This window comes from Paraburkholderia sp. SIMBA_054, from assembly GCF_046534875.1.
In the GTDB taxonomy this organism is placed as follows: domain Bacteria; phylum Pseudomonadota; class Gammaproteobacteria; order Burkholderiales; family Burkholderiaceae; genus Paraburkholderia; species Paraburkholderia hospita.
In genome coordinates this window covers 1-13,550 of sequence record NZ_JAWRXV010000061.1, presented here as the reverse complement: position 1 = coordinate 13,550, position 13,550 = coordinate 1, and the positions used below count along the sequence as shown (strand labels likewise).

Below are 13,550 nucleotides of genomic sequence, written 5' to 3'. Positions count from 1 at the left end.
CAATATGGCGCAGACAGGGCCGCGGCGCCAATGCCGGGCAATCTTGCCCCCGGAGTTCGTGGCAGCCTCTTCTGGCGGATCTCCAAGATGGGTGCCCTGCGCTTAAATTTGATTGACTCGCATTTGCGTGCTACTCACGGGATGGTGCTGCCCGGATAGCCAGGTGGGATTTCTTGATTAACGTCGTATGGTGCGCTCGGAACATAAGGCGACTCATGATCGCGTGCTCTCATCTTCTAAAGCAATATAGGCCGTAAGCGTGTGATTTTCCACAACGTATTTAGACCGACGAGCGTCCGCTACATTTTTCGATGGTTCGGATACAAGCCTGAGGGCGACGACGCAACTACGCCATATGAAGTGCGTACGTGACCAGTCCAGCGTTTCACGTGCGACTGCATTTTTCTAAGGACAAGCTGATACAACGGGCAGCATTCTGAGCGACGTGTTCTTGAATTCAGCCGCCGCCAGTCCCCACTGGATGAACAGACAGATGTCTTCTACGAAGATCGCATCATGTTTGCGTGGGACCGTGGGCCCGCTGTTACGGGATCGGCAAAACCCGTCCGCGGCTTTTGTATCTCGCGCTCGAGCTCGAGACGACGGTTCTCGCGGCGCAGACGCGTGAGTTCTTCGCGCTCCGTCGTCGTCAGGCCGCCGTGATGCCTGCCTGCATCGCGATCGGCCTGTGAGACCCAGCGATCAATGGTTTGAGTGGTCGGCTCGAACTCCCGGCATGTTGAAGCGGAACTGTCCTGAATACCGGCACGTACAAAATGGCAACGCACAGACCCTCGATCTCATGGCCCACGTGGTACGGGTACATCGGTAGGAAGACCTGACACGGTGAGTCACGCCGGGCAGCTCTATGAGCGCGGCCAGGGCGAAAACCATGACGTCATTCATGCGCGAAGCGCCGCTCTTGTCGATTTTTAACGATGGCGCGCTGTAACCTGCACACTATAATTTCACACGCATATCGAAGCAGGTTACGCGGAGAGCAGCCTGAATTTGCCGTAAGGATCAATTCACACTAGCCAACTGACGGGAGCGCCGCCCCGGGTCGCGGCAAAGAGGTGACGCAATGGACGGCATCGTTCGACTGCTGGCTGCAGTTGTCATCACATTCGTGTTGTGCGGTTGCGCCACTACGCTGCCGAATGCCGGCGGACTTACCTATAAGAGCCGCGCCGTGACACGCACCGAAGGAGGGCTCCGGGTTTCCGCTTCGGTGCTTTCGGCTGAAGAAAGCGAGGCTGTTTATGGCGTGCCGCTCGCGAAAAAGGAGATTCAGCCCGTATGGATCGAGGTGCAGAACGACGACACGGTCAGCTATTTCCTGATGTCGCCTGGCCTCGACCCAAATTTCTTCCCGGCTTCGGAAGCGGCCGAGGCGTTTGCCGACAGCAATGCGCCCGTCGGGAAAGACGAACTCGACCGGCACTTCCGCGCGATCGCCTTTCGCAATCCTGTGCTGCCAGGGCAGACCTTATCGGGGTATGTGCTGACTAACCTCAGCGAGGGCGCGAAGCTCGTCCAACTGGACCTCGTTGCGAGCGGGCAGGCGAAGACATTCGCGTTCCTGATGGTCGTGCCGGGCTTCTACGCCGATTACCATGTCAGCGCAGTCTTTCGGCGCGAGATCTATCCGCCGGAAAAAATCGTGAACTATACGGACGACGACGCTTTCCGCGCCGCACTCGAAGCACTTCCCTGTTGCGCGACCAATGAGGACGGTTCGAAGAACGGCGATCCGCTCAATCTCGTCATAGTGGGAGGCATCGACGACGCGTTTCCTGCACTGGTCCGACGTGGCTGGAGTCCGACCGAACAAAAATGGTCCGGCGCAATCATGAAGACCATCACGTCCGCGCTTTCCGGCGAGCGCTACGTCAATTCGCCTGTCAGCGATCTTTACCTGTTCGGCCGGGCGCAGGACCTCGCTTTGCAGAAAGCACGCGACACGATTCACCAGCGCAATCACCTGCGGCTGTGGCTCAGCCCGATGCGCTACCGTGGCAAGCCCGTGTGGGTCGGCCAGATCAGCCGGGATATCGGCGTGCGTCTGACGTTTCACTCACCCACGCTGACGACGCACAAGATCGACCCGGACGTAGATGAGGCGCGCACCGCACTGACCGAGGACATGGCCTATTCGCAGAACCTGCAGAAGATCGGCTTCGTAAAAGGAGTCGGCGCCACCCCGCAAGGCGCACCGAGCGAGAATCTCACCACCGACCCGTACTACACCGACGGCTATCGTCAGGTACTCGTATTCGACCGGCAACCCACCTCGCTCTCAGGGATCGAATTCTTCCCCTGGGAGGCGGCTGCGAAGTTCAACGCCCTGCCCTCAGGAGCAAAACGATGAACGAATCGTCGCCGCTGCAACGTGCATTGAAGAATGCTGCTGGCAGCGTTGTCCTTTCGCTCATTTTCGCGGGCTGTGCGACGTGGACGGCCCCGACCAGCATCGACGACGCGCCGCTTCGTGAGCGTGCGGTGAGCGCTACCAGGCAGAACGCGCGGGTAAGCGTGGCCGTGCTTGGGTCGGACGACAGCAAGCGCATGTTCGGCGCCGACATCAACAAGAACAACATCCAGCCGCTATGGATCGAAGTTGAAAACCGGACGTCGCAAACGTTATGGTTGCTGCACTCTGGAACCGATCCGGACTACTTCTCGCCACTCGAAGTAGCGTGGTCCATGCACACGCTTCTCGGAGGCGCGACGAATGCAAGCATTGACAGTCACCTGAACAAGCTCGGATTCAGGAATCCCATTCCCCCCGGGGGAACGCGCACTGGATTTCTTTTCGCCAACCCCGACCGGCAAATCAAACTCGTCAATATCGATCTTTTCGGAAGCAGAACGCTGATCCCCTTCTCCCTGTTTCTGCCTGTACCGGGCGACGCCGCGGACCCGCGTTTCGCGCTGACCCTGTTCCAGTATCCCGAGACTGTATTCACTGACTACCACGACCTTGCGTCGTTGCGCGCGGCGCTCGAACGGATGCCGTGTTGTGCCACTGATGAGCACGGGACAACGGAAGCTGATCCGTTGAACGTAATTGTCATCGGTACGCTTGGGGACATCGGTGCCGCAATGGTGCGGCGTAGCTATCGTCGCGACATGCGTGGAAACGACCTCGCGCAGTGGGTATTTGGACGCAGACCCGACGTCGTCCTGCGCAAGGAAGCGCAAGCGGGCGCGCCCTCCACTTCATTGCGCGCATGGCTCGCGCCCATTCGCTTCAACGGTGATGCAGTGTATCTGGCTCAGGTCGGACGGCCTGTCGGTGGCCGCTTCACGCACCACGATATGGAAGGCGGCACGCTCCATGAGGACGTCGACGAGGCAAGGAACTTTCTGATCCAGGACATGATGTATTCGGGCGGCCTGGATAAACTCGGCTTCGTGTACGGCGTCGGTTCGTCACCGCAGGCACACCCGCGGACGACGCTTAATGGGACGCCTTATTACACTGACGGGCTGCGTGCCGTGATGTTCTTCGCGACGCGCCCGCTCAGTTTCACGAACGTGGAGATTCTTCACTGGGTGCCTTACCTGGAGCTGCGTGAGTCCACCGCACCCAAGGAGAGCGGCGATGCCGGCAAGTAGCCCCGTCTCCGGGCGGCAAGGTGGCGTCGCGCCGCGACCGATCCCGTATGGATGGGCGTGGAGGAATGGCCGTGTCCGTTTTGCGGCGCTTGCGACCTGTCTCGCGCTCGCAGCATGCGCGACGAAGCCGCTGGTTCCCTATTCGACGGATACGCCGCCGCTCGCTCTCGTTCCCGCGTCCCAGGCGCGCGTGCAGGACAAACGGGCGCGGTTTCGCGAGATCTACTGTGCGGTGCTTGAAGCGCACGGCCCGGCGCTTCCTGACTACCGTACTTGCGAAGACGCACTGACACGCGTCGGCACTGAACCTGCCGGCACCGGCGCGAGCGTCGATCTCGGTCAATCGAGGCGCCACCTCATCGCGGCAGTGGTCCCTGGCATCGGGTACGACTGCTTCAAGCCGTGGCTGAATTCGCCGGGAACCGTCACAAAGCAGCTACAACAATCTGGCTACGACGGGGTCATGCTCGACGTCGACGGGCTGTCGAGTTCCACCCACAATGCACATCAGATCCGCGACGCCATCATGGCAATGCAACTGTCCGCTGGAGCAGCGCAGCTCGTGTTGGTCGGTTACTCCAAGGGTATCGCGGACATCCTGGAGGCTGTCGTCGCGTATCCGGAGATCCGTAGCCGTGTGGCAGCTGTCGTCAGCGCAGCGGGAGCGGTGGGCGGGTCGCCGCTCGCCAACGATGCCGAGCAATATCAGGCTGACATGCTGCGGCACTTCCCGGGCGCGACCTGCAGTTCGGGAGACGGCGGCGCCGTGCAAAGCCTGCGACCGGCAACGCGCAAGGCGTGGATGGCGCAAAATCCGCTTCCGGGCGACCTACGCTACTACTCTCTCGTGACGTTCCCTCAGCCGGAGCGCATATCGTCGATACTTAAATCGAGCTACGACAAACTCTCGCGGGTCGACGCGCGCAACGACAGCCAGGTGATCTTCTATGATCAGGTCGTGCCCGGAAGCGCTCTCCTGGGCTACGTTAATGCCGATCACTGGGCACTGGCCGTGCCTGTTGCTCGAACACACACCATGATCGGCTCGCTGTTCGTCACGCAGAACGCCTACCCCCGTGAGGCGCTGACAGAGGCGATTCTGCGCTTTGTGGAAGAAGATCTGGTGACACCCCGAAAGTGAAACGGCACACATGCGCGATGCCACCTTTTTTCGTCAACGAATTGCCGCATACGGCCGTTGGCAAGCTGCACACTGAAGCTGCGGGAGAGGTTCCGCGAGCACGTGCTGCCGTCGCTCCATACCAGCCGTCGGAGTGACGTGTAGCCGATAGGAGCATTGGCCGACGACTCGAGGGGCACGATCGGATGAAAGTCCGCTAACCAAGCGGAGGCGACGTTAGAATGTCCGCGTAACAGCGCGAGCCAACGGCCGGAACTGGCCGAGCCCTGCCGCACACTCAAGCGGCGAGCGCAGAGTCGATCTCGATACATGTCAGGATGTCGTCGTGTTCGCGATTGCCTTAAAATGCTACGCGCCGCTCGCCTTCGACGCCCATTCGTGGACGGGCGCTAAACGTTCGATTGCAGCTGACAAATCTTCTGTCAAGTCGCGCTCCGGATCAATTGGAGCCCATATGGTGAGGTGAGGCGTAACCGGCATCATCCTTGATTCTGCATCCGGTCCCGCCTTTCTCAACAAAGTCACAGCCTGGCGACCCCTGCCACGGTAGCTCCGGTCCTCGTTGAGGCAGCGGATGGCTTCGCTAAGTATTGTGTGCCATATCTCTTCGGTAAGTTCGGACAGGCGAAATTCGCGTTCGCCCAAGAGTTGCTCCACGATGTCCGGCCTCGAAGTTGCCAGCCACGCGTCTCGAGCGAATCGTAGGATGATATTCTCCGGGTCGCGCAAGTGAGGAACAAGTCGTAGCAGCGCCGGAACTTCGAGTTCAGAACGTATCAGCGAAGCAATCGGCCAGCCGCTGTATTTCATGCCCTCAAGATTGACTCCCACACGCGCCGTCCCAACATCCGGGTATATCTTCAAATTCCATTGAACGCCTTCGCGTCCATCACTAACTCCGTACGCCGGTTTGTTCAACTGCCCGAATGGTCGTCGTTTAATCTTCAATAATTCGGTGAACCCGTCTAACAAATGGGCGTATATGGTGTCTCTGCTTTGGCGAGCAGACTGCTTGCGGGGAGGACCGGTTCTTCTCGACACTCCGGAATCTTCTTTCTGACTTTCCGCAATGGTCACTATTCTTAGGTCCGGCGCCGACCAGAGTATAGATTGAATCGCGACAATTGCGTCGTCCGGATGAATATTGAAGAACTCTCGTTTCTTCTGTCGGAGTTGCAGCAGCTTTGCGTGAACCAGCGATTCAAACTTTCGGCAATCGTTCACACCGATGTGATGCGTCACCTCCCAAAGAAAATCACCAGTCGAGCTCTGATTGATTTCTGCACAGCGGACAACGGGATCTCTAGCGGTTCTTCCGATCTTGCACACCGGAAGATCGACCGACGTCACGCCATCACGTCGGTGGCAATGCAGCGGTTAAGCAAAGCGACGAGAATGAAGACGCAAAGAAGCCGCAGCTTCCTCAGGATCATCCGGAGGTTGTGACCGGCGCCGCACAGCACCGCGTGCATCGCATCGCCCAGTGCACCTTTGAGCCATGCATGGACGCCCCCAGTTTGCCAAGCGTTCATTTTGCGACGGGTTAGAGGTCTAGATTGCAGCCATGCATTCGGACTTCGCTTCCCAGCGCACGCTGGCGGTCCCTGATGGAATTTGCTGGTCAAGATCTCGTCAGTTTTGCGTGCTTTCGCGCACACCGGCTCAATCAGATTTTCTTGACCACGGTCTGACCTGTCACGCCATCACATCATGATTGCCCGAGCAATCGGCTGAAGTCTCCTGCTGTTCGTTACACTTCAACGGTATGGAGGGGTTATGCCGCACTCCGGATAGCCGCGTAATCACTCTGAAACTCGCGCGCGTGAGCCAATAGCGCCCACACGATGCGCACATTCTTGTTCGCGAGCGCAACTGCCGCAACATTCCGGTTGCGCCGCTGCAGCAGGCTATGCAACCAGCCTTCCTTCTTTTCCTTGCGATTGGCCGCGTGGATGACAGAGCGCGCTCCATGTATCAGAAGCGTCCGTAAATAGGTGTCGCCTCGCTTGCTGATGCCGAGTAGCACGGCCTTGCCACCGCTGGAGTTCTGTCTGGGCACGAGGCCGAGCCATGCGGCCAGCTGGCGCCCATTTGCGAAACTTTTGGCATCACCGATAGAGGCGACCAGGGCGCTCGCCGTAATCGGACCAATGCCTGGCACCCGCGCCAGTTTGCAACTGATCGCGTTCTCGCGGTGCCACACCTGGATTTTCGCTTCCAGTTCACGAACTTGTCGGTCCAGTTCCTTCAGATGTTCCAGGAGGCGTTGGATCAGCAGCCGGAAGGATCCCGTCAAGTCGTTGGCCGCATCCTCGAGTAACCCGGGCACTCGCCCGGCCAGGTTGTGGATCCCCTGTGGAACAATCAGCCCGAACTCACTCAGCAAACCGCGTATCTGGTTGGCTTGTGCGGTACGAGCCCGAACGAAACCTTGCCGAACGCGATGCAGCGACAGTACCGACTGCTGCTCAACGTTCTTCACCGGCACGAAGCGCATGTTCGGACGCGCGACGGCCTCGCAGATTGCCTCGGCATCCGCCGCGTCATTTTTGTTTGTCTTCACGTATGGCTTCACGAACTGCGGCGCGATCAGCCGTACCGTATGTCCCATGCCTTGCAGCTTACGAGCCCAGTAATGGGCGCTGCCACATGCCTCCATCCCGATCAGGCACGCTGGCAGGTTGGCAAAGAACGCCGCCATCTGGTCACGCTTGAGCAGTTTCTTCAACACCACTCGACCATGTTCATTCACGCCGTGAATCGCAAAGACGGTTTTCGCCAGATCGATGCCAATTGTCGTAATCTTCATGTTGGGCGCTCTCCTCGTTCAAGTGGTCGCTTCGACACGTCCACTAATGGGATGGTCCACCCCGCCCCGGTGGTCAGGTTAGGCTGGCAGTGTTCATCCCGAACTGGAGACCATCATGGACGCCGTAACGCTCGTTGGTATCGATCTGGGCAAACACAGCTTTCACCTGCATGGGCAGGACGCTAATGGCAAGGCTGTGTTCCGTAAAAAGATGAGCCGCAAGCAACTGATCGAATTCTTCGTGACGTTCCATGCCTGTACCGTCGTTATGGAGGCCTGCGCCGGTTCGCATCATATGGCCCGCAAGCTTGCCGAACTCGGGCACACGGTGCGCCTGATCTCGCCGCAGTTTGTCAGGCCATTCGTCAAGTCAAACAAGAATGATTTCGTCGATGCCGAGGCGATCTGCGAAGCAGCGTCGCGCCCCGCCATGAGATTCGTAACCCCGAAGACGGAATCGCAACAGACGCTTTCGGTGCTGCATCGTGTGCGTGAGTCGATGGTGCGAGAGCGCACCAGAACCGTCAACCAGATGCATGGTTTTCTCCTCGAGTTTGGCATCAGCCTGCCGGTAGGCAAGACCGCCATCACGCGTCTGCCGGTCGTGCTCGCCATGCAGGAACTGCCACCCCGGCTTGTTGCGATTCTCGAACGCCTTCACCAGCACTTCAAGTACCTTGAAGAACAGATCGGTGAGATTGACCAGGAGCTCGCACGTCAGCTCGCTGACGACGAGGTCGGACAGCGCCTGATGAGCATCCCGGGAGTCGGCCCCGTCACCGCGAGCGCGTTGGCCGCGAAAATGGGCGACGCAAAGCAGTACGGATGCAGTCGCGATTTTGCGGCATCGGTTGGGCTCGTTCCTCGGCAATACAGTACGGGCGGCAAGAGCAATCTTCTCGGGATCAGCCGGCGCGGCGACAAAAATGTCAGGCGCCTGCTCGTCCTTTGCGCCCGAGCCTACATGCGAGGCCTGGAGAAACGTACCGGTCGTCTGGCGGACTGGGTTCGCGCAATGCTTGCGCAACGGCATTCAAACGTGGTGGCGTGTGCGCTGGCCAACAAGCTGGCCCGGACCGCCTGGGCAATCGTTGCGCGTCAGACCACATTCGACGCCGGCTTTACAAGCCATCCACTCTGATCCACCACTGCTCTATCACTATTTGCCAATCATCCAACTGGTTTTGCGACGACTGAAAATTGATGACGTGAACGGCACACCGGCCTGACGAAGAACCTGAGTGCCAAAGAGGCTTTTCGAAGCCGACCCACTGTGAAGGATCGTCAGGCGCGAATCTCATCGTGGCGCGGGGGAGCAATCCCCACAACGACGCCGAATAGATTTACGCAAGCCAACTCGCCATCGAAGATCAGGGTTGCAAAAATGGGGTGGACCATAGATTTGGCACACTGATGCCGTTTCGGGTGGGGGCGTCCATTCCATTAGTTCCTGCCGAGTTTTCCGTCTGTCTTCATGTGACCGATGGCTGGCTCGATGGCGCTGCGCCGTCTGATCATCGCGCGTAGTCCGCGTGTGATGCCCCGGCGCAAGCCCGGGTGGTAGATCTTCACGCCGTCGACCGCGACACCCTTGTAGCCACGGTCAACGATGGCGACTTCCGGCCTGGTGTCGCTCAGGATTGCCGCCTGCTCCAGCGCTTCAGCCAGCGTGTGAGCGGGTAAGGAGACGACATCGCTGCCGCCTCCTCCCCAAAGAACCGCCCAAGCGACTTTCACCGCAAACGGCTCAAGCATTGCTGAAGTATCGCCAAGGCGATACCGGTCTTGCCAACTTCAGCGAGACCTTCGCCAGCGGCATATCGTCGGTTCATCCCATCGTTGGGACGAGGGCGCTGAACTGTCCAAGGACAGTCTCTTCCAAGCTTCCCTTCGTCGAACCTCAGATACTAGCGGGCGCCAGCCACGCCTCGCGGAAGTCTGCACCCTTTCGGGTCAGGGCAAATATTGAACCCCTATCCGGGCCATTACAGCTCGGCATTCGCTTTCGCCGCGTGCTCTTACCCACTTCCCCAACAGCTTCCCTCGCGAGTTACCTGCCGCATTTCTGCGGCGGGGAATTGGGCTTACCGTGTTCCGCATGAAGGACATGAGCAGGTTAGGTTCTGCCTCTACGTCGGCAATCTTTCAGTCCGTGTGCCCCCAGACGGTACGGTGGCAACCGATTGCATGCCTTTTGGCTCAAGCCTGACAGCACCTTTGGCTTGTTTCCGTTAACGACGCTTAACCAGCAGTTCGCATTTGCTAACCATACTGCCCAACCTGGCACCCTGTCGCCTTGGTGCTGGCAGACGATCTGCGTCTCTCACGAGACCCTGGTCGTTCAATGAACGGGTTGCGTTGTCCCGATGGCTTCACACCGAACCGTTACCAGTTCCGCATGCATCGGTAGGTTACGGCTGACGGAACAGCCGGTTTCCTAACTGGCCAAAGCCAGGTGAAACAATCATTCATGCAACTTCACGTCGCACACCGTCGTACGGATTGCCTGGCATCGAACGCATGCCAACAACCAGCCCTTCCTTGTGGGTCGTCGTGATCGACACCTTCACGCCGAATTCGTAGGGTGTGCGGGCTTTGCCTTTCGCCAGACACTCAACTTCCGGTGCGTGCAGAGCGTAGAGCTTGTTTTTGTCCTTCTGCTTCTGCGCCAGGACGCGCTTCGTGCGACCAATCAGCTCCAGCAGTGCCGCCCGGCCTGAGTCTGCCACCTGGGCGGCCTGTCGCTCTACATCGCGCATCACCCGTCCAACGCGCGAGCGCAGCGTGCGCAACGCTTTGCTCATGCGTTTGTACTGCTTCGCGTGAGCGTAGCGGCCAATCTGCAGTTCCAGACGCGGCGCCTCGCGGTTGTAGTTCTGCCGCAGCTTCAGGCCGTGCCGTGCCGCAGCCTTCACCAGATGTTCGCGACACCGCTCGAGCAATCGCGAATCGGTCGGATGGGCGATCGCCTTCTCCATGACTGTTGTATCGACAATCACGCGCTTCACGCTCGAAGCTTTGATAACACCAGCACGCTTTGCTGCTTCGATCGTCTCGGCCAGCAACTCTTCAACGCCGGCCTCGCCCAGTCGTTTGCGCCAGCGCGTCAGGCTCGACGGGTCAATTGGCGGCTCGGTCTGCAGGTACGTTTCGCCCGTGAACACCGGCCAGTATGGATTCTCCACCCATTGCCAGACGACCTCTTCGTCGGACAGATCGAACGCGTGCTGCAAATACAGCAGCCCCGCAATCAGACGTGGCGAACTCGCTGGTCGCCCCCTGCGTGACACGAAGCTCTCGCTCATCGACACGCCTAGCCGATCCCAGTTGATCAGGTCAGTCAGGCGCACCAGCGGATGCTTCAGGTTGATCTGTTCGCGCAGCGGTTGCCGGAAGAAATCTCCCTCCGGCACAGGCGTCTTCGGACCCATCTGCACCTCGTCGAAAAATGCAGGATTCACGCGTTAATGTGCCAGGTTCCTGCAAATCTCACAACACCATTTCGGCCTCAAAGCTCCGTCGCACGAGGCTCTCCGAATTGTTCAGGGTCGACTACGTAGCGACAAAGTCGACTTTGATTTCCGTGGGTGAATGCTAAACCAGCGCTCAAAATGTTGGAGCCGCTATTATTCGTCGCCAAGTGTTGCACCAAACCGAAATGCCAGGGGTTGCCCTTTTCCTTATGTCTGCTCCTGGCTTTCGAGACTCCAAACAGGCATTGTCAACGATCGCCGCGTGACGTCGACGGACCGCTAACGGCCGGTCGGTGCCTTTCGGCGATCGGCGGCAGTCAACCCTTTATAGATAGTCCGTCCCGCTTTCATCGATACTGGTGGGACTGGCAGATCTCCGAGGTCAAGCGGTCATCTGAGTAGGTTGACCGAAGCGGGCGGCAGCACGGCATGCTGTTAGCGTCACTCACACGCCGTGCCGCGCTCCCTATTTCCACTTCGAGCCAAGCGTTTCGAGTCCAGCTTTCTTGAGGTCATCTGCCACCATCACCACGCGAAACTCGCAGTCGGCATTGAACGTAAGAAACCATGGTTCCGCGAATTTTGGAATCTGCGACGGCTCCTCAAGGTTCACGACGAGGATTGCTCCGCGTGTTCCGTTCTGCTCGGTAAAGTAGGCGGCTTCCGGCTTCATCTCTGCGAGAATCCTCTCCATTAACTCTCCGATGGAGCCATCACGCACAAAAGCGTTGAATGGCTCGTGAGGTATTCGTATGTTGAGAAGCATGCGCATAGTCTTCCTCCTCGATTGGGTCCGAATGGACTCTTCTAGAATAAGAGTTTGTCGCGTTATTGGCTGTGACTATTCAACAAACCAGCAAAGAGCAATTGGGGGCGTTCACATGCGGTTGCTGAGCGTTCCACGCACCAGCGTTCCCGGGAGAGATGGAAGCTCTCAACCGTAGCTGGCCCAGATGTCATCCGCGTATTTCATGGCCGTTTGCTGAGCGGAGCGGTCATCTGAACGTCCGAGCCGCGCGGCGGACGAATGACGCTTCAAGGCCGCATGTCGACCCAAAGAAATATCGGCAAGTCAACCCTTCTTTCGTCTTTCGATTTCTTGTTTCACGCGTTCGATTGCAAGCCGTTTGGCCTCCGTTGTTCCCCATCGAGGTGCCGTGTTCTGGGTGGCTTCGCCGGCTGCACGAATGCGTGCTTTGGCAGCAAGTTGATTGGCTCTGCGTTCGTCCAACTCCCTCATTTTGGCCGCTTGCCGCTCGGCGAAGCGTTCAGCCGCGATGGGTGTGGTTCGTTCAGGTAGTCCGGCAAGGATCACTAGTTTGTCAATATTGTCCCAAGTGCTGATCCAGCCGTCGTTGTGGGCAAACTCGCTAATCAACGGGAGGTTGAGTGCCGTGTAGATCGGGATCCAGTTTTCTTCTTCGCCCTGGCGGCGACGCACAGCGAGTTTGGGATTGAACTGGTACCGCCCGGTGGATACGCGCAGAAACAGGGATCGATTGTAGGCATAGTCTCTGTCGATTTCGTTCCTCGCCAGCACGCCAGAAAGATGCTGGCGCTTGTTGCGCTCCGGCCGCACTATGTTAGCGGGTAAGTGTTGCCAGGCATCGAGGATGGTTTGGGTCTGGAACGCGCTGTCTGCATTGCGTCGTATCTTGCTGAATCGGGCTTTGAACAATACCCACAGGGTCTGGAACAGAAAGTATTCAGACAGATGCCGATCGATGCGGACCAAGCGATCACCTGCTCTGACATCAATGCAGGGCGGAGCCAAGCATTCATAGATTGCCGCCAGCGGGCCAGCAGCGAACTTTGCATCGCCAAATGCCTGACGCAAAGCCCAGTGCAGTGCATTGTGACCATAGTGATCGACGGCATCGCGGTCGGCACCGCGCTCCAGCAGGGCTTCCACCAGCGCCACATTGCCTGCCGCAGCTGCGGCCATCAGTGGCGTCTGGTTCATTGGCAGGCGATGATCGACGCCATGCTGGTCACACTGCCTGAGGATGTCCTTGAAGTGGTTGGCGAAGAAAGGGACGTAGCTCTTGCGGGCGAACACCGCGCGCTGCTGGTCAAAGGTTCGTGCCTGCTCGAATTTCGCCTCGACGGCCAGCCACTTGGCGAGCTGCGGTTCATCGAAGCAGGTGGCATAGTCAAAGAGTTGCTGCTTGCCCTTGTTGCCCGGAGACTGCTCGCGGAAGACCTTGATCAGCAGTTCCCTGACCTTGGCCTCGTCGAACACCGGCCATGGCACCGGGACCTGCTTCAAGATGGTGCGGCGGATGGCCTCCGCCTGCTCCTGCTTGCCCTGCAGTTCGAGTTTGCGTGCTTCCTTCTGCCAGTCTTCGAGTGTCGATTGCTTGGCCTCGATCTTGGTCTGGCCCACGCTCAGATCCAGCAACCCGAACAGATCATGCCCTGTGTCCGACTCGATCATGTAGATGTTCTTGATGGCACGCGTCAGCGCTACATACAGGGCATTGACGAAGAACTTATAGACTTCGAG

Annotated in this window: 8 protein-coding genes and 3 pseudogenes; 4 read left to right on the top strand and 7 right to left on the bottom strand. The window is 58.6% G+C overall.

The features are described 5' to 3' along the window. The first annotated feature begins 1,084 nt into the window (after positions 1 to 1,084). Genes SB822_RS43800 through SB822_RS43790 form a run of 3 tightly spaced genes read left to right on the top strand, consistent with a single transcriptional unit; the run spans position 1,085 to position 4,762 of the window. The gene (locus tag SB822_RS43800) at positions 1,085 to 2,371 is read left to right on the top strand and encodes an LssY C-terminal domain-containing protein (protein ID WP_007579910.1); all 1,287 of its coding nucleotides are present in this window, start codon (positions 1,085 to 1,087) and stop codon (positions 2,369 to 2,371) included. After that, on the top strand, positions 2,368 to 3,621 hold the full coding sequence (locus tag SB822_RS43795) for an LssY C-terminal domain-containing protein (RefSeq protein ID WP_007579908.1): 1,254 nt from the start codon (positions 2,368 to 2,370) through the stop codon (positions 3,619 to 3,621). The genes SB822_RS43800 and SB822_RS43795 overlap by 4 nt, the downstream gene beginning before the upstream one ends. Next, positions 3,608 to 4,762 (top strand): hypothetical protein, encoded by a 1,155-nt coding sequence (locus SB822_RS43790; RefSeq protein WP_090839135.1) that lies wholly within the window; start codon positions 3,608 to 3,610, stop codon positions 4,760 to 4,762. Before SB822_RS43795 ends, SB822_RS43790 begins: the two co-directional genes overlap by 14 nt. A 348-nt stretch (positions 4,763 to 5,110) precedes the next feature. On the opposite strand, the gene SB822_RS43785 is transcribed toward SB822_RS43790, so the two are convergent. The 3 genes and pseudogenes from SB822_RS43785 to SB822_RS43775 all read right to left on the bottom strand — a co-directional run bounded on the left by SB822_RS43785 (position 5,111) and on the right by SB822_RS43775 (position 7,571). Continuing rightward, complete coding sequence (locus SB822_RS43785; protein ID WP_051058242.1) at positions 5,111 to 6,112, bottom strand: GIY-YIG nuclease family protein; 1,002 nt, start codon at positions 6,110 to 6,112, stop codon at positions 5,111 to 5,113. After that, positions 6,109 to 6,261 (bottom strand): annotated as a pseudogene (locus SB822_RS43780) (IS5/IS1182 family transposase); the annotation flags it as partial. The pseudogene SB822_RS43780 and the gene SB822_RS43785, both read right to left, overlap by 4 nt. Positions 6,262 to 6,536: 275 nt before the next feature. Continuing rightward, complete coding sequence (locus tag SB822_RS43775) at positions 6,537 to 7,571, bottom strand: IS110 family transposase (protein ID WP_007588917.1); 1,035 nt, start codon at positions 7,569 to 7,571, stop codon at positions 6,537 to 6,539. Positions 7,572 to 7,686: 115 nt separating this feature from the next. On the opposite strand from SB822_RS43775, the gene SB822_RS43770 reads away from it, so the two are divergent. After that, positions 7,687 to 8,712 (top strand): IS110 family transposase, encoded by a 1,026-nt coding sequence (locus tag SB822_RS43770; RefSeq protein ID WP_410857592.1) that lies wholly within the window; start codon positions 7,687 to 7,689, stop codon positions 8,710 to 8,712. Between the two features lie 305 nt (positions 8,713 to 9,017). On the opposite strand, the pseudogene SB822_RS43765 reads toward SB822_RS43770, so the two are convergent. The 4 genes and pseudogenes from SB822_RS43765 to SB822_RS43750 form a co-directional block, all read right to left on the bottom strand. Further along, positions 9,018 to 9,245: pseudogene (locus tag SB822_RS43765) on the bottom strand (IS5/IS1182 family transposase); the annotation flags it as partial. A gap of 815 nt (positions 9,246 to 10,060) precedes the next feature. Further along, positions 10,061 to 11,002 (bottom strand): annotated as a pseudogene (locus SB822_RS43760) (IS5 family transposase); the annotation flags it as partial. Positions 11,003 to 11,510: 508 nt separating this feature from the next. Then, entirely contained in the window at positions 11,511 to 11,816 is a 306-nt protein-coding gene (locus tag SB822_RS43755; RefSeq protein WP_007588921.1) for a hypothetical protein, read from the bottom strand. A 300-nt stretch (positions 11,817 to 12,116) separates the two neighbouring features. Continuing rightward, positions 12,117 to 13,550, bottom strand: a 1,434-nt coding sequence (locus SB822_RS43750) for an ankyrin repeat domain-containing protein (protein ID WP_410857591.1), incomplete at its 5' end; no start/stop codon positions are given.

Excerpts from the sequence above, each read along its gene's own strand:
- SB822_RS43770 (WP_410857592.1), top strand. The coding sequence starts at position 7,687 with ATGGACGCCGTAACGCTCGTTGGTATCGATCTGGGCAAACACAGCTTT.
- SB822_RS43775 (WP_007588917.1), bottom strand. The coding sequence starts at position 7,571 with ATGAAGATTACGACAATTGGCATCGATCTGGCGAAAACCGTCTTTGCG.
- SB822_RS43755 (WP_007588921.1), bottom strand. The coding sequence starts at position 11,816 with ATGCGCATGCTTCTCAACATACGAATACCTCACGAGCCATTCAACGCT.
- SB822_RS43790 (WP_090839135.1), top strand. The coding sequence starts at position 3,608 with ATGCCGGCAAGTAGCCCCGTCTCCGGGCGGCAAGGTGGCGTCGCGCCG.
- SB822_RS43795 (WP_007579908.1), top strand. The coding sequence starts at position 2,368 with ATGAACGAATCGTCGCCGCTGCAACGTGCATTGAAGAATGCTGCTGGC.
- SB822_RS43800 (WP_007579910.1), top strand. The coding sequence starts at position 1,085 with ATGGACGGCATCGTTCGACTGCTGGCTGCAGTTGTCATCACATTCGTG.